Consider the following 17,138-nt stretch of genomic DNA (forward strand, 5'->3'; position numbering starts at 1 on the left):
GATTCACAGGCTTGTGACATACTGAGCAGATTAAATATCCCATCAGCAAATTGGCTTAAAATCGTCACAGATTTTGGACAACTTTTCCATGGCCCTGTGGGCACATTAGAAGAGTTTAGCCATTACTGTGAACATCTAAACAAACGAAGGCGACATTTCTCAAGTAGTTGCCAGTTTATGCCTGCAAACTAAATTCAAACGTTCATATCTTTTCTAATTCCTTAGCTTTTTTGCGGAGTTAACATCCCTTGCGCTAAAAACAGCAATTAACGTCTGATTTTGCCGATTTAGGCTGATTTGTAAGGTTTATTTGGATTAAGTGCTGCATTTGAAGATACAAATCTCGTTTGATCTTGAGTAGTGCGTAGCAATCTTGCTATGTTATTGATTAATAATGGCTGGCTGATGTTGTTGCAGCGTGTTTTGAATCGGAATACATCGACACTATGACAATGGAGAAAACTATGGAAGCGCTGTTAGAAAAATTAAACTACGATTTCAAAGCGATCGCAAAGGCCATCGAGATCACGCCCAAAGATATCCGCTCAGCAGATTTCAACCCAGTAACATACGAGAGCAGTATCGTACTCGAGAAAGACACCATGATAAGAGGTGTGCTTTTTAAAGGAGGAACCAGAGTAACATTTCATGAAGGGTCATGGAGTGTTAAGAGTGGTATCCTCGCCAGAGACACCAACCGGGAGGTGAAGTACAACTTATTCACATTTAAAGCTGGAGAGAGAATAATATTCGATATTAATGGCGAAGTTAGAACTGGATATAATATCTACGAAGGTGGGATAGTTCTACCTAAAGTAACCATCAACACTGGTATCCTAAATTTTTATCCCAACGGGCATTTGTCATCAGCATTAAATGTCAAACCATTCAAAGTGGGCCACTATATGACAAAGGCGGGGCATGTCTCGTTTCACAATCCGGAAGAAGCAAACTCTGCTTCAGTTCTTACCTGCTATTTCAATGAAACAACACGTTGGGGTGAATTCGAAGCAGCACATTTATCCAAAGGCAAACCGGCTAAGATAGCTTTTTCAAGAGGAAGTTCTCTAGCCGTACCTGGGAACCTCTTAGAATTTTCACCTGCATTTGATACTCTTGTTGATGGCATACTATGTCCAAAAGATACTCAACTAGCTCTTTACGAGAGCCAGTCACTTAAATATTGTGAACTTGGCAAGGACAAAGTTATTCAGGGAATTGACCTTAAAGCAAAACAGAGTTATTTAACATTTTTCGAAAGCAAACGCTTAGAATCCATTTATTCTTCTCATCCTGTTACGGTAGCTGGAAAAGTATACGGTCCCTGGACAAAAATTTGGCTGAATGAAGATGGGACCGTCGAAAAATAAAGAGAGCAGAGCCTATTATGGGGACGTGACCATATTCCACTTGCGACAGACATCATAGTGATAGCACGTTCCATTAGATAAAAACACCAGATAAAAAACGCTCGGTAACTTTTCACTACCGAGCGTTTTGTTTATTAAGGCTACATTACTAGTGTGTTGCTTTGCTCTTTCGAAGCTTTACCTATTCAGTAAGGTCTTGTCATTTTGCCGAATTAGTCACCCACACTTGGGATTGTAATGGCGCCAGTGACACCTTGAGTTGATAACCATCTGCTTGATTTATCACAGACACTTGCTGGTTATTGGCGATTTTGTCCACTAACTGGATTTGTTCATCGCTAGCCTTATTCGTCCAATACTGACTAAAAGCGGGGGCGAGTTTAAGGGTGAATTGTTTATGCTGGTGTTGACTGAAATTACTGACCACAATCATCTGTTGTTGATTGTTTGCTCGGCCAAACGCAAAAACCTGCTTATCATAGCCGCTGTTTCCTTTGACACCATTATTTTTCTCAAGACCACTTGTTTGGCAGTTGCTACTGTGTAGATCAATATACTCACCAAGTAGGGCTGGTTCAGTGTGACTTAGGTTCAGCACGCGCTGGTAGTATTGTCTAAGTTGTTTCTCCTTTGGCGTAGATTGGCCGCCATCAAATTTGCCATCATTCATATAGCGCTGGTGGGCTGGCACACCGATATAGTCAAAGATACTTGTTCGACTCGGTTGGCCAAATCCAGCGTTTTCAGCGCCAGCTTCTCCAACTTCTTGGCCAAAATAGATAAGGGTAGGTGAGCTAGATAATAAGGTTGATACCACTAAAGCCGGTAATGCGTTGTTCGCAGAGCCGGCAAACTCGGGGCTCGCTATACGCTGCTCATCATGATTTTCTAAGAAGTTGAGCATATGCGGCGCAATATCGCCGATATTGGCTTGGTCTTTGGCGATCTGCGTCGTGGTTTGTTTGCCTTGAATAACAGCTTTTAAACTATCGTATAGGCCGACCTTGTCATACAGGTAATCCATTTTACCAAGGTGAATGTAGTCACGATAAAGCGATGGCGTATAAACCTCTGCTAGTAACAAGGCGTTTGGGTTCGCTTGTTTAATGTGGCTATTGAGGTAGCTCCAAAACTCGACTGGCACCATTTCTGCCATGTCGTAACGAAAACCATCGACCCCTTTGTTAAGCCAATATAACGTGATGGCCTTGAACTTATGCCAAGCCGGGGGGATTTGGTTGGCGTCGACCTGTTGCCAAAATTGGTAATGGGCTTGCCAATCTTGGCTGGCAAAATGCTTAGGTAAACGTGGGAAGTCGAAATCACCATTGGGTTTAACGCCGTAATTCACTTTGACGGTTTCATACCAATCATTGGCGTTGGGCTGGGCTAACCGAGCGCCGTTTCCTGTCCATTTAGCTGGGTTTTCGTCAAATTTGCCATCACTTAACGGATGCGACTCGCCGCCTAAGGGTTGATCATCAGGTAAAGCCGGCACTTTAAATGCTTGGTTTGGAATGTAATAAAAGTCGTTGTACTTGCTGTATTCAGCTGACTTGTCATCATTAGCGCCAAAGTCCACGATGCCTTTTGGTGCATTAAGGGATTGATAATTACGCGCCACATGATTAGGCACAATGTCGATGATAACCTTCATGTTATGTTGATGAGTCCGGCTAATTAAAGCCTCGAACTCCTGTAATCGATGTTGGGGCTCATCGGCTAAATCAGGATTGACGTTGTAGTAGTCTTTTACTGCATAAGGAGAGCCTGCTCGGCCCTTTACCACATCAGGATCATCTAAGCTGATGCCATATTCTTGGTAGTCATTTATCACCGCATGGTGGGGGATGCCGGTATACCAAATATGGCTCACGCCTAAATCACGAATACTTTGTAACGCGGTATGGTCAAAGTCACTGAACTTGCCAACTCCGTTTTCCTCAAGGGTTCCCCAGGGTTTGTTTGTTTGGTTCTTGTTGCCAAATAGTCGGGTAAACACCTGGTAGATTACTGGCTTGTCGACCTGAATATCGGATTGCGATGACTCGTCTTTAGCTATAGCAGGTTTGGCTACGACAGAGTTGGCCGCGGCAAGGCAGGGCATAATTGACAGTGTAATGGCTAGACAGATGCTGGTTTTAGCGCTGGGCATGATTATTCTCCTGAAATCTCAATCAAAGTGACACCTTTTTGCGAGAGTGTCATTGGTTTAGTCAGTGAGTAGCGCTCACCCGTTATGATGTTTTTAGCCGCAGCCGACAAGTCAACATAGGCGGCAAATCTTTGTAAATCAAGGTTAATGACCTCATCATTTTTATTGTAAATCACCAGTAATTGCTTGCCGTTAGGCGTTGATTGACGAGGGCTACGCAACTGCACATAAATGCCATCTTTGGGGATGAAGTGCTGCATTTTACCTTGGTGAATTATGTCACTGGTTTTTCGATAGTTTAATAAGGTTTGCATAAAGTCCAACATAGCTAGCTGCTGCTTATTCAACCCCTGACGATTAAAGGCTGATATGGCATCATTTGGCCAACCACCAGGAAAGTCTGATCTTACCTTGCCGTCATTACGGCCATCGGTTGGGCTTTGCATCAGTATCTCAGAGCCATAAAAAATTTGCGGCACACGATTACTGGTTAATACATAGGCCATTGCCATCTGAGTTAACGCTAAATCTTCACCGAATAAGCTGTAAAGACGATTGGTATCATGGTTGCCTTCAAAGAGTACGAGTTTTGTTGGATCGGCATAGACGCCATCATTACCGAGAAACTCATACAGTTTGATCAGCCCCGTGTCCCAACCTTCAGGTTCATTGAGCGCTTTGATCAAGGTTTCATATAGCGGAAAGTCCATCAACGAGGGCAGTGCTGATTGGTAGCCATCATGATTAACTTTACCTTGCTGCCAATAGGCGACAGTGATGGGATTGCCGCTCCATTCTTCGCCAACAATATTGAAATTAGGATACTCAGTTAAAATGGCATTGGCCCAATCGTTTAAAAAATCTTTATCAGCGTAGGAGTAGGTATCTTCACGGATGCCACTGAGCTGGGCAAATTCAATCCACCAAATACTATTTTGAATTAAGTATGTAGCCAATAACGGATTGGTTTGGTTTAAATCGGGCATGGTCTCTACAAACCAGCCATCGGTAAACAGCTGGCGATCTTCTGCCGTAGCGTAAGGATCTTGAATAGTGGTGCGGCGGTGGTTGGTGTAACTGATAGGCTGGTTTTGACCATTTACCCAGTCTTTACTAGGAAGATCTGTCATCCACCAGTGTTCACTACCAATATGATTAACAACCACATCTTTTATGATGCCAATACCTCGTTGCTGCGCTGCCTGCGACAAAGCTTGATAATCTTGGTTGCTACCAAAACGCGGGTCGATTCGGTAGTGATCGGTGACTGAATAGCCATGATACGAGTATTGAGGCTGATTATTCTCTGTCAGTGGGTTGATCCATAGCTGAGTCACGCCAAGTGCTTGCAGGTAGTCTAATGATTTGATGATGCCAGCAATGTCACCACCGTGACGACCATCGGGGTTAAGTCGGTCGACTTTTTCTAACATGCTTGGCTGGTTGTCATTGTTGCTATCGCCATTAACGAAACGATCGGGGGTGATCAAATAGAGGGTATCTTGGTTGCTAAACCCGTTAGGTCGGCTGCTGGCGCGCTGTTTTAGCTGATAAGGAACAGTTTGCACGTTGCCTTTGTTATCACCTAGCATCAAGTTAAAGGTGTGTGGTTTAGCTTGACTAATGTCGAGGGTGATAAACAAATAGTTGGGATTATCAGTCTTCTCAATTCTTGTTATCTCAACCGCGCCAGAGTTGCTGCCTGTGTCGGTATCTGTGTCAGTTTGAATCGACACAGCATATTGGTTTATGTCCTGACCATGGAGCATTAATTGTAACTTTGGTTGCTGCATGCCAGCCCACCAAAATTCGGGCTCTACTTTAATAGATTGGCTATTAGCTGAAGCCGCAACACTGGCGACTGACAGTAATACTAAGCTTGCCAATTTGTATGGAGAGGCTAAGGTTATGCGGACTCGTTTGGCCTGTGTAGCGAAAGAGATAAACTGTTGCTTGATAGTGAAAAAGTGCGCCATTGCCATAGACAATATCCTTATTGGTTTACGCGCAAGAAAGCGCCATGTTCTGGTAATTGTGTTAAATAATGCTGATAAATAGCTTTGAGGTTACTGAGAAATTCTTCTCTATCAGTGTCGGAAATTGTGTCGGCCAGCGGGTTGTGATCCTCGGGCATAAGCCCTTGGCCAATCATGACTTGCAACCAAGCTTCTTCGGTGAACAGCTCTTCTTGAAATCGGTGTAAATTGCCGGTTTGTTTAAACAAGGCTATTTTTTGCTTCAAACTTGGCGGAATGTCCATGTGTTCGCAGTAGTGCCACAGGCTAGCAGCTTCAGATAGTTCCACAACCGTGTTTTTAGGGTGAACGTTGAGGTTGGCGTTACTGTTTAAGTGACTCTTTTTATTAAGGTAATAGTGTAAAATAATAAAGTCTCTAATCTGTTCAAACTCAATCTGTGATTGACGGTTATATTCATCAACTAAGCTATCGCTGATACCCAAATTTGGCATCAGTTTGGTTAAGCGGATGATTGCCGTTTGTACTAAGTGTAAACTGGTGGATTCAAGTGGTTCTAGAAAGCCAGAAGCCAAGCCAATTGCAATACAGTTCTTATACCACTGTTGCTTACGTCTGCCGGGGACAAACTTTAATAATTTAGGCTCTGCAAGCGGTTTAGCATCGAGGTTTTGCAACAACGTTTGTTTGGCTACTTCGTCACTGACATATTGACTTGAAAACACAATGCCATTGCCGGTGCGATGTTGCAGCGGAATGCGCCATTGCCAGCCAAAATCATGGGCAATCGATCGCGTGTAGGGCACTATGGGATCGACTTTTTCGCAAGGTACTGCCCATGCGCTGTCGCACACTAACCATTGCTGGTAACTCTCGTAACCAACGTGTAAGGCTTTATCTATCAGTAGGGCATTGAAGCCTGAGCAGTCGATAAACAGATCGCCCGCAATGGTTTGGCCGCTATCTAATACAAGTGAGTCAATTGCGCCATCTTGGGTTAATTCAACCTGATTGACCTTACCCTCAACTCTAACTACGCCTTTATCGGCTGAATACTCATGGAGAAGCTTGGCATAAAGGCCAGCATCAAAGTGATAAGCATGGGTAATACCGGCAAGTTGGTCGTTATGAATACGGGTTAATGGCGCAAATTTGTTGTTAACTGCAGCTTGGTAGTTGAATGAATATTGCCAAAGGCTATCACTATTAGTTGGTTTACTGGCTAACCAGTAGTGATGAAAGGGGCAATAACCTATGTTTTTACCCAGCTCACCAAAGGCATGCATATAGGCATCACCTTGCTGGCCCCAGTTTTCAAACTGGATCCCAAGTTTGATGGTGGCTTTAGTCTTAGCTATGAAATCTTGCTCGTTAATACCTAGCACATCATTGAATATTTTAAGCGGCGGGATGGTGGCTTCGCCCACACCAATGGTGCCTATTTCTGCTGACTCAATAAGGGTGATTTTTAAACCTTGCTTATAGAGACGACAAAGTAGGGCGGCAGTCATCCAACCCGATGAACCGCCACCAAGAATAACGATATGGTTGATTTGTTTATTCATAAGCAACCTGCTTTGTATATAAAAAAGCCTCTGTAAAAACAGAGGCTTTTGCTAGTTAACCACGTTTAGAATCTGTAGTTAGCACCTAACATGTAGTTACGGCCATAGCTTTGGTAATCGCGAACTTCACGTTGATCATCACCTGTGTAGGTAGTGAATGGCTCATCAGTTAAGTTATTAACTTGGAACATAATTGATAGACCGTCTAGTGAAGTGAATCCACCTTGACCAAAGTCATAACCAATTTGAGCATCAACAACGGTTTCAGCTGCTACATTCACTTGTTGACGGCTTAAACTGATTGCAGTGACTTCACCAAGGAATTCGCTGCGGTAGCGTGAGCTAATGCGAGCTTCAAAACCAGCGCGCTCATAATAAACGGTGGCATTGAAGGTTTTCTCTGACAGACCTTGCAGTGGAATAGGATCGCTATCTGGCTTTTCCTTCACTTCTGAGTCGTTATAAGAACCGTTCAGAATAGTACCAAAACCTTCAAGTGCGTCAGCAAAATAACCAAAGTCTAGTGAAACCGATGCTTCGATACCTTGGATGTAACCGCCTTCACCGTTTTGTGGTACATCAAAGCTGCCTTGGCCTTTACCTGGTTCAACACCAGGAATCACGTCTTCAAAATCGATAAATACAGTGTCAGTGTAAACGGTGTTTTCAAGTTTTTTGTAGTATGCCGCAATAGCGAAATAACCTTGATCACTGAAATAGTTTTCGTAACTCAAGTCGAATTGGTTTGCCATCCACGGTTTAAGCTGCGGGTTTCCTGAACTACCGGTGTAGTAGATGCCGCCAGGGCCAGTTGGGTCATAATTGAAGCTGGCTGATGCATTCATTTGATCCATGCGAGCACGGCTCATTGTACGCGCAGCAGCAAAAACGATACGTTGGCTGTCAGTTAAGCCAAGCGATATGTTCATGCTTGGTAACCATTCGAGATAATCATCCTCACCATAGCTGTCGACAACTTCTAAGTTACCATTAACATCTTGAACGGCTTTACCGTTAGAGCTTTGATTAGTTTGAACCGCTTGAACACCAAAGTTACCGGTTAGCGGCATATCACCTAGTTCAGTTTCGAAGTCTGCTTTTACATAGAATGTGGTGACTTCTTCTTCAACTTGCCAAGTATTGGTTGAACGCTCTGGCTGAACTAACGCTGCATCAAGTGAGTTATAGAAGTCTGCGTTATACAAGGCTAATGCGTCATAAGATAGCATGTCGCCCATGCCGAAGAAGGCAAGGGAAGTTGGGCTTAATAAGTACTCATCAGGCACGGTTAACATGTAGTTATCGCCGCTGCCGATTTCATATCCTTTAAGGGTTAAGTATTCGCCGTTATCGACTTTAGATTTTTCACGATTAGTATAGTTTACGCCAAATTCAATGCTGCGCATGAAACCATCATCAAAGGTATAGGTCGTACCTAAACGCAGTGATTTCAGTTCATCTTCAATTTCTGGCTTGTTAATAAAGCCATCTTGCATGTTGCCATCAATAGATGGGCCCCAGCTAAATGCTCCGCCTAATTTGATCAAATCTGGATCGGCGTAATTGAGTGATGGATCAAATAGGTAACGTCCGTCACCTGTGTATTTAAAACCTAGGTTAGGTTCAACGGCGCCGACACCATTGCCGCGACCTGTACCCGCATAAGTTTCGATACCGATATCGGTACGTTCAACTTTTGACATTGCCAGATCTGCTTCCACAGTCCAGTTGCCGTTGATGATGTATTCAGTGTTCCAACCTAGTGATAGAGAGTCAGCATCACGGGTATTGGTATCGTTACGAACCAACACCATTGCATCTTGGAAAGCGCCTTCAGTCACTAAACCATCTTCAGTTGTGGTTGCTGTATTGCCTGAGTTAGCCCATCCACCGCCCCAGGCGCCAGGAATCTCGATTCCGCGTAGGATCTGCTCATCAAAGAAACTGGTGTAGAACACATCAACAACTGAGCGGAATTGTTCGTTTGGTTCATATTCAAATACGGCCATAACACCGTCACGCTCTAACTCTGAAGAACGCACGTAAGGTTTAGCGCCACCTAAAATTTTGTCTCCAGCGTCATTTTCGGGGTAGCCCCAAGCATTCCAACGCTCTTCTTGGTTTGGAGACTGCATACGCGAGTAACCTAATGCTACCCCAATAGTGTCATCAGCAAATTGGTCAATGTATGAAATGCTGCCTCGGTAACCTTTATCTGTAGAACCCGCATTTAGCGCGCCCAAGTCATTCATTTCACCGCGTAGGTTAACGGCAAATGTACGCTCACCATGGCGAAGTGGACTAATGGTTTGCATATCAACCGTACCGGCAATAGCTTGTGTCATTAGCGAAGCATCCGGTGTTTTATATACAACCACAGTGTTCAGTAGTTCTGATGGGTATTGGTCAAATTCAACGCCACGGTTGTCGTTGATTGATGCCTGTTCACGGCCATTTAGTGTTGCAAGGGAAAAATCTGGGCCTAGACCACGAATAGATACGACATTCGCACGACCATCAAGGCGCTGTGCAGCGATACCAGGAAGGCGGGCTAAAGATTCGGCAATAGAGACATCGGGAAGTTTACCAATATCTTCTGCTGAGATTGCTTCAACGACAGAAGATGAAGACATCTTAACCGATTGTGACTCTTGTAGACTGCGGCGAATACCAGAAACTTTGATTACTTCAATGTTCTCATCTTGTACAGTGGCATTATTAGCATCATTTTCTGCAGCGTAGGCTGTAGTGCCCATGCTAGCAGCGATTGCTAATGTTAGTAGGCTTGGCTTAAATTGAAACATCCATCTTCCCCTTTTCACACTTTTAGCTTGTTTTACTTATTATTGTGCGCAGTCAGATTAAGGTGATTTGTTAACAATTATCGCCTTTGTTCCGCTGCGTGTTAATTATGATGTTTAACGCTTGTTGCGTCTCGGTGAAGATACTACTCTCGCTATTTGTATTACCACAATGTTATGCATACGTATTCAACGTTTGCAACAAGGTTAATTTGAGGTGGTTTCACTCAGAAAATTACAGTTAAGAGAATCTTGTTTTTACCTTATGTGGCTGTATATTCGAGGTTTTGTTGCTTGCTGTTTTACTAGTTACATTTGTTGCGTCTTATGCATACGTATGCATAGATATTGAACCCGATTTCTTTGTTAACGTATGCTCCAATTATCGAAAATAACGATTAATCATTTACAAGTGGTTAACGGTAATGCAGCGTTTTAGGTGGATAATCAAGCGTTGCTTACTTTGAGGGGTGACAATGAGTCAGGTTTGTTGGTGGCGCGGTGCTGTGGTGTATCAGGTTTACCCGCGCAGTTTAATGGATGCAAGCGGCGACGGTGTCGGTGATCTGAAAGGTATCATCGACAAAATGGATTATATTGCCAGTCTCAATGTTGATGCGATTTGGATCTCTCCGTTTTTTAAATCTCCGATGAAAGACTTCGGCTACGATATTAGTGATTATCGTAGTGTTGATCCTATGTTTGGTACCATGGCTGACTTCGATGAACTTATTAGCCAAGCTCACCAACGAGGTATTAAGGTTATTATCGATCAGGTATTAAGCCATACCTCTGATCAGCATCAATGGTTCCAAGAGTCGCGTGAAAGCCAAACCAATGCAAAAAGCGATTGGTATGTGTGGGCCGACCCAAAAGAGGATGGAAGTGCGCCAAATAATTGGTTAGCTATCTTTGGCGGATGCGCCTGGGAGTGGGAGCCGCGTCGCAGCCAGTACTACTTGCACAATTTTCTAACTAGCCAGCCCGATCTCAACTTTTATAACCCACAGGTTCGCCAAGCTGTATTAGACAATGTGAAGTTTTGGCTAGATAAAGGCGTAGATGGTTTCCGCCTTGACGCCATTACTTTTTGCTATCACGACCACTTATTACGAGACAATCCTGCCAAACCCGCCGATAAACGTCAGGGAAGGGGATTTAGTGAAGATAACCCTTACGCCTATCAGTATCATTACTTTAATAATGCTCGGCCTGAGACGGTAAGCTTTATTGAAGAGCTTCGCGCCTTAATTGAACAATACCCCGGTGTGGTCACTTTAGGTGAAGTGTCTTCTGAAGACTCGTTAGCGACCATGGCAGAGTACACTCAAGGTCCAAATCGACTCCACATGGCCTATAGCTTTGAATTACTCACTGATGACTTTAGTGCCGATTATATCCGTAAAACGGTTGAAGCATTGGAGCATTCAATTGGTGACGGTTGGCCTTGTTGGGCTATTGGTAATCATGATGTTCAACGCGTTGCTACGCGCTGGGGCAAAGCGGGTTTTACCGATGACATGGGCAAAATGCTCAATGCCATGCTGTGCTCATTAAGGGGCAGCGTATGCAGCTATCAAGGTGAGGAGCTCGGCCTTGAAGAGGCTGAGATAGGTTTTGAACAGGTACAAGATCCCTTTGGTATCGCCTTTTGGCCGATGTTTAAAGGTCGCGATGGCTGCAGGACTCCCATGCCTTGGATAAGTGATAAAACCCATAGTGGTTTTAGTGTTCAACAACCTTGGTTACCTATCCCAAACAGTCATCTTACTCGTGCAGTTGATGTGCAAGAATCTGAAGGTAACTCAATGCTTAATAGTTATCGTCAATTCTTAAATTGGCGTAAAGCCCATGGCGCATTGATTTATGGTGGTATCAAATTTTTTGATGCTAAAGGTGAGGTGTTGCTGTTTGAGCGCCAATATGAAGATAGTCGCTATCTGGTCGGATTTAATTTAACCGCCAACGCGACTACAGTAGCCAATCCTGTTAAGCAAAAGTTAACCAATCTAAAACCTGATATGTTACCTAGTGCGATGGTAAACAACGATGTCATCGAGTTTGCACCGTTTGGTTGTTTATACGCTAAGTACTAGTGTTAACAGGCCCTAAATGAGATAAATAAAAAAAGAGACTTTTACTATGGCAATAATGCAGCCTACTGCAAGTACACCTACGACATCGGGTAGCACAGAAAATTATCGTTTTGCGTTAGTTAGCTTAACGTCGCTGTTTTTTATGTGGGGTTTTATTACCTGTCTTAATGATATTTTGATCCCGCACTTAAAAGCTGTATTTAATTTATCCTACGCAGAAGCCATGCTGATTCAGTTTTGCTTTTTTGGTGCCTATTTTTTAGTGTCGTTACCAGCGGGCAAATTGGTTAAACGGGTCGGTTACCAAAAAGGAATCGTTATCGGGCTCACCATTGCTGCACTAGGCTGTGTATTGTTTTATCCCGCTGCTGCACTAGCAACCTACAATTTGTTTTTAGGTGCCTTGTTTGTACTAGCATCGGGCATTACCATTTTGCAGGTAGCAGCTAATCCCTATGTCAATGCGTTAGGCCCGACTGAGACAGCATCAAGTCGATTAACCTTAACTCAAGCGTTTAATGCCCTTGGTACGACGGTTGCGCCGTTTTTTGGCGCGGTATTAATCTTATCGGTTGCAGTAGATGCGTCTGAGCAACTTAGCCACGCCCAAGCCGAAGCTGAAGTGGTTAAACTGCCTTACTTGCTACTGGCCGCTATGCTAGCAACGCTGGCCGTTATCTTCGCCAAGCTAAAACTTCCTGCCATCACTGAACATCAAGACACCGCAGAATTAGGTCAGAATCAAACTCACCTAGGTAAAACCAGTGCGTTTCAGTTTACCCATTTAGTTCTGGGGGCGGTGGGTATCTTTGTATATGTTGGCGCCGAAGTGGCCATTGGTAGTTTCTTGGTCAACTTTTTAGCTGAGGAGCATATCGCTGGATTGTCTGAAGCAACGGCTGCTAATTACATAGCCTATTATTGGGGCGGTGCCATGGTCGGACGCTTCGTGGGTGCAGCGGTGATGCGTAAAATTGAAGCTGGTAAAGTGCTTGGTTTCAATGCCACCATGGCTGCTATTTTGGTATTCATTGCGATGACATCAAGTGGTCAATTAGCCATGTGGTCTATATTGGGCGTAGGGTTATTTAACTCAATTATGTTCCCAACCATATTTAGTCTCGCATTGCGCGATTTAGGTCCGTTGACGTCGCAAGGCTCTGGCGCTTTGTGTCTTGCCATTGTTGGTGGTGCGTTTATTCCACTGCTGCAAGGGATATTGGCCGATAACATGGGGATTCAACAGGCGTTCTTCCTACCGATCATCTGCTACGCCTTCATTGTTTTTTATGGTTTAAAAGGCGCCAAAATGTAATTGACTCAGCAAGTTTTATTACAATAAAAGGCAGCGTTTGGGTTGCCTTTTTTGACTATAAAAGGAGGGTTGCAATACAAGTTACGGCTTTTCTTGCTGTTTATTTTACTCAAAGCCCTCAAGCGACTTGCGAAATCAGCATGATACTCCTATGATCGCTGCGTTTTTCACTATTGGGCCATACCATGCTACAAACATCGCTATCACCAAGCGCGACAGAATTAGTTATCAATGTGCTTGCTACTGTATTAGATGAAGGCAAGCCATTAGATAGGGCTTATTCAATCCACTTCTCAGGCCAAAGACTTGCGCCTGCCGAGCAAGCCCGTATCACCTTGGTGGTGGGAGATATCTTACGTAAGCTTAATTTGTATTGTTATCTTGCAGATGTAAAACAAACTGAGATTGAACGTCTAGGCTCTCGGTTACTTAATGGCTGGCATATGTTCCATGAGTTACCATTACCAAAATTACCTTATTCATTAACGATTGAATCGGCAGATTTTACTAGCAGACTTGAGATAGCCAAACAAGATCAAGCGCTTTGGGATGGTTGTCCTGAGTGGCTGGATAACCTCGGACAAGCGCAGCTTGGCGACCAATGGCCTGCAGAGCGTGCGGCATTAAATGCAGCACCAAAGCGTTTTATACGGGTTAATGAGTTAAAGATTGATCAAGCAGGTTTGCAGTCCAAGCTGGCCAAAGAAGGTGTGCAGACCCAAGTAGTTGAAGGTGTCCCGAGCGCGCTAGAAGTGATCTCTGATTCAGCGCTATTTAGAACTGATGCGTTTAAACAAGGTTTGTTTGAACAACAAGATGCGGGTTCGCAGCAAATTGCAGCGGTTTTAGATGCCAAGCCCGGTATGCGGGTAGTTGATGCCTGTGCGGGTGCTGGCGGTAAGACCTTAGCGATTGCGGCGCAAATGCAAGGTAAAGGCCGTTTGCTGGCCATGGATGTCGAACAATGGAAACTGGACAACTTAAAGCAGCGTGCACGTCGTGCAGGCGCACACAACGTTGAAACTCGCATCATCGCCAGTAGTAAAACCATTAAACGCTTGAAGCTTTCAGCCGATCGCGTGTTGTTAGATGTGCCTTGTTCTGGTTTGGGGGTATTGAAGCGTAACCCTGATGCTAAGTGGCGTGATACCGCGGATCGCTTACCTGTGTTGGTGGCGCTACAAAAAGAGATTTTGCAAAGCTACAGTCGTATGGTCAAAGTGGACGGTATTTTGGTCTATGCCACTTGTTCAATCATGCCAGAAGAAAACCGTCAGCAAGTAGATCAGTTCTTAGCCAACAATGATCACTTCGAGTTCATTGAAGATGAAACAATCAGCGTAGCTCAGTCCGGATTCGATGGCTTTTACATGGCAAAATTACGCCGTATTAGTGAATAGTTTTGTTTGCTTGGTATTAGCCTAAAATCTTATTGCTTATAGGGTTTATTGTTCGCTAGGATGAATGAGTACAGGGTGAAGTTAATTCGCTGATGCTTATAAGGCCTGGATATGCAAAGCAACTATGAGTCTATTGTCCCAACAATAAGAGAATTCTCAGGATCATCGGTTAGCATAGAGAGATACAGTAAAATTCTCACTATGGTGATAGCCGGTGAGCCATTATCCGCTGTGCTAAACGCCTTAGTACTGCTTATCGAAAAAGAGAAGCTTGGTACCCGAGCGTCAGTATTACTGCTCAGTGAAGATAAACAGCGCTTATTAACCGGTGCTGCACCGAATTTGCCTGATGATTACAACAACGCGATTCATGGCATAGAAATAGGCCATGGTGTTGGCTCATGTGGTACTGCTGCCTTCAGCGGTGAATGCGTCATCGTTGAGGATATTGAGCACCATCCGTTTTGGCAACCCTATAAAGCGCTGCCGTTAGCGGCAGGGTTAAAAGCCTGCTGGTCTGAGCCGATTAAGGACAATGCCGGTAATGTGTTGGGCACGTTTGCGATGTATTACGACACCGTGAAAAGTCCGACCCGTCACGATCTTAAACTTATCCAAGAAGCCGCAAAACTTGCGAGCCTGGCTATTGAACGCTCCCGTGCGATGCAGTTTCAACAGCTTGCAGCTAATATCTTCGGTCACTTACCTGTGGCATTAGTTACTACGGATAATAACTGGTCGGTGTTAGAGGCCAATCCTGCAGTTTACCGGACGTTATCGGTTGAACATCTCCCCAGTTTCAATCCATTTCAGCTATTTGCCCCGGCAGGCGAGTTAGTGATCCGTGCAATGTTAAATGAACTTGAGCGTCAGCAAGTTTGGCAAGGGGAGCTAACCGCCATTGATGGCCTCGCCAACAAGATTGAATTAGAAGTGAAGGTGACGTCATTTTCAGAAGGGATAGGGGGCGAAACCCGCTTTGCTTGGTTATTCAATGACATTACTGAACGTAAACAAGCCAGTGAACTTATTCGCTATCAAGCAGACCATGATGCATTGACTGGACTGAGTAACCGCAGCAACCTGATCGATAAGGTGCAGCAACATATTGAGCAAACCAATGGCCAGCAACCATTTGGGTTTATGTTGATGGATCTTGATAACTTCAAAGTAGTTAACGATACCTTTGGCCATGAGTGTGGCGATAAACTGCTAGTTGCCGTGGCAGAGAGGCTTCAGCAACAAATTGGCGACGAGGTTCAACTCGCGCGCTTTGGCGGCGATGAATTTGCGCTGTTTATTCCCTATGTTAGCGATGCAGATGCGTTAGAGTCTTTGGCCGAGAAGTGGCGTAACGCATTGTCTCACTCTTACACACTTGCCAATGGACAAAAGCTTTACGCCACCATTTCTATTGGCATCGCGCGTTATATTAGTGACGCCCCTAATCTAGAGTCTTTGTTAAATTGTGCCGATCAGGCGATGTATATTGCCAAATCCCAGGGTCGTAATCGCTATCAACTGTTTACCCTGAGGATGCAACAGGAAGCGGAGCGTCATGCGAAATTGCTATCGGCATTAAAGCTGGCAGTGATCAATCAAGACTTTGAATTGTACTTTCAACCCATAGTTTGCATAAACACCAATAAAATCATTCGTGCTGAAGCATTATTGCGTTGGCAGCTCGATGGTGAGTACATTTCTCCAGCTGAATTTATTCCTATTGCTGAAAGTAATGGTCTTATTGTGCAAATTGGCCAATGGGTCAGATTGCATGCTATGGAGACACTGATTGAGCTGAAAAAGCTAGGTATCGATATTGGTTTGTCTTTAAATATTTCCACCTTTGAAATGTGGTCTGATAACCTACAAGACAAACTGATTGCTTCGTTTAATGCCTTTGGAAAGCAGCTTAGTCAAGGTGATTACCCTTACCAAGGCTTAACCTTAGAGATCACTGAGTCAGTGTTGATGGAGCAGCATTCTCATTTGATAGAAACCTTAGACGTGCTGAGGGAGAAGGGCATCAAAATCTCTATTGATGATTTTGGTACTGGTTACTCATCATTGTCTTATTTAAGCCACTTCCCCGTTGATCAAATTAAGATAGACAAAAGCTTTGTTCAAGGGGCTGATGCCGCTAAAAAACAGCAAGCTTTGATAAAAGCGATTTCAAGTTTAAGCCAAGCCCTAGAGGTTCAAGTGGTCGCAGAAGGGGTTGAAACTCAATCAGAACTTGAGTTTATAAAAAGTTGTGGCGTTGCCGCGGTGCAGGGGTACTACTTCTATAAACCGATGAACAAGTCGTCACTTTTTGAACTGCTGTGTAAAACATCCAAGAACTAGGTGCTAAAAGTCAGTTAATTCAAGGTGAAAATCTAACTAAGGTTAGGGCGTGTTGGCCTTTCACGGTTAAATTTTGTTCGAGATACAAGCGTTTTAATTGCGACGAGCGGGTTG

The 17,138-nt window shown here is 44.1% G+C and carries 9 protein-coding genes and 1 pseudogene; 6 read left to right on the forward strand and 4 right to left on the reverse strand.

The annotated features are described in order from the left end of the window. Positions 1-192 (forward strand): annotated as a pseudogene (locus ACHUFW_RS20885) (hypothetical protein); the annotation flags it as partial. 272 nt (positions 193-464) lie between these two features. Then, positions 465-1,370 carry a hypothetical protein gene (locus ACHUFW_RS20890; RefSeq protein ID WP_394205823.1) on the forward strand — a complete coding sequence of 302 codons (906 nt, stop codon included), beginning with the start codon at positions 465-467 and terminating at the stop codon, positions 1,368-1,370. Positions 1,371-1,569: 199 nt separating this feature from the next. On the opposite strand, the gene ACHUFW_RS20895 is transcribed toward ACHUFW_RS20890, so the two are convergent. From ACHUFW_RS20895 to ACHUFW_RS20910, 4 genes are all read right to left on the reverse strand, one after another. Continuing rightward, positions 1,570-3,525, reverse strand: coding sequence for an alpha-amylase family protein (locus ACHUFW_RS20895; protein ID WP_394205824.1), 1,956 nt, complete (start codon positions 3,523-3,525; stop codon positions 1,570-1,572). Positions 3,526-3,527: 2 nt separating this feature from the next. Further along, complete coding sequence (locus tag ACHUFW_RS20900; protein WP_394205825.1) at positions 3,528-5,507, reverse strand: glycoside hydrolase family 13 protein; 1,980 nt, start codon at positions 5,505-5,507, stop codon at positions 3,528-3,530. Between the two features lie 11 nt (positions 5,508-5,518). Continuing rightward, positions 5,519-7,066 (reverse strand): tryptophan halogenase family protein, encoded by a 1,548-nt coding sequence (locus ACHUFW_RS20905; protein WP_394205826.1) that lies wholly within the window; start codon positions 7,064-7,066, stop codon positions 5,519-5,521. 65 nt (positions 7,067-7,131) lie between these two features. Then, positions 7,132-9,870, reverse strand: coding sequence for a TonB-dependent receptor (locus tag ACHUFW_RS20910; RefSeq protein ID WP_394205827.1), 2,739 nt, complete (start codon positions 9,868-9,870; stop codon positions 7,132-7,134). A gap of 473 nt (positions 9,871-10,343) precedes the next feature. Here ACHUFW_RS20910 and ACHUFW_RS20915 point away from each other — a divergent pair, with 473 nt between their 5' ends. From ACHUFW_RS20915 to ACHUFW_RS20930, 4 genes are all read left to right on the forward strand, one after another. Continuing rightward, positions 10,344-11,963, forward strand: a complete 1,620-nt coding sequence (locus ACHUFW_RS20915) for an alpha-amylase family glycosyl hydrolase (RefSeq protein ID WP_394205828.1) — start codon at positions 10,344-10,346, stop codon at positions 11,961-11,963. Positions 11,964-12,009: 46 nt separating this feature from the next. Continuing rightward, positions 12,010-13,278 (forward strand): sugar MFS transporter, encoded by a 1,269-nt coding sequence (locus tag ACHUFW_RS20920; protein WP_394205829.1) that lies wholly within the window; start codon positions 12,010-12,012, stop codon positions 13,276-13,278. A gap of 185 nt (positions 13,279-13,463) precedes the next feature. Continuing rightward, positions 13,464-14,678, forward strand: coding sequence for an RsmB/NOP family class I SAM-dependent RNA methyltransferase (locus ACHUFW_RS20925; RefSeq protein ID WP_394205830.1), 1,215 nt, complete (start codon positions 13,464-13,466; stop codon positions 14,676-14,678). A gap of 111 nt (positions 14,679-14,789) precedes the next feature. After that, complete coding sequence (locus ACHUFW_RS20930; RefSeq protein WP_394205831.1) at positions 14,790-17,024, forward strand: bifunctional diguanylate cyclase/phosphodiesterase; 2,235 nt, start codon at positions 14,790-14,792, stop codon at positions 17,022-17,024. The last annotated feature ends 114 nt before the right edge of the window (positions 17,025-17,138 follow it).

The organism is Shewanella waksmanii, from assembly GCF_043643685.1.
Taxonomy (GTDB): domain Bacteria; phylum Pseudomonadota; class Gammaproteobacteria; order Enterobacterales; family Shewanellaceae; genus Shewanella; species Shewanella waksmanii_A.

Coding starts and splice junctions, on each gene's coding strand:
- ACHUFW_RS20930 (WP_394205831.1), top strand. CDS start 14,790: ATGCAAAGCAACTATGAGTCTATTGTCCCAACAATAAGAGAATTCTCA.
- ACHUFW_RS20895 (WP_394205824.1), bottom strand. CDS start 3,525: ATGCCCAGCGCTAAAACCAGCATCTGTCTAGCCATTACACTGTCAATT.
- ACHUFW_RS20920 (WP_394205829.1), top strand. CDS start 12,010: ATGGCAATAATGCAGCCTACTGCAAGTACACCTACGACATCGGGTAGC.
- ACHUFW_RS20905 (WP_394205826.1), bottom strand. CDS start 7,066: ATGAATAAACAAATCAACCATATCGTTATTCTTGGTGGCGGTTCATCG.
- ACHUFW_RS20925 (WP_394205830.1), top strand. CDS start 13,464: ATGCTACAAACATCGCTATCACCAAGCGCGACAGAATTAGTTATCAAT.
- ACHUFW_RS20915 (WP_394205828.1), top strand. CDS start 10,344: ATGAGTCAGGTTTGTTGGTGGCGCGGTGCTGTGGTGTATCAGGTTTAC.
- ACHUFW_RS20910 (WP_394205827.1), bottom strand. CDS start 9,870: ATGTTTCAATTTAAGCCAAGCCTACTAACATTAGCAATCGCTGCTAGC.
- ACHUFW_RS20900 (WP_394205825.1), bottom strand. CDS start 5,507: ATGGCAATGGCGCACTTTTTCACTATCAAGCAACAGTTTATCTCTTTC.
- ACHUFW_RS20890 (WP_394205823.1), top strand. CDS start 465: ATGGAAGCGCTGTTAGAAAAATTAAACTACGATTTCAAAGCGATCGCA.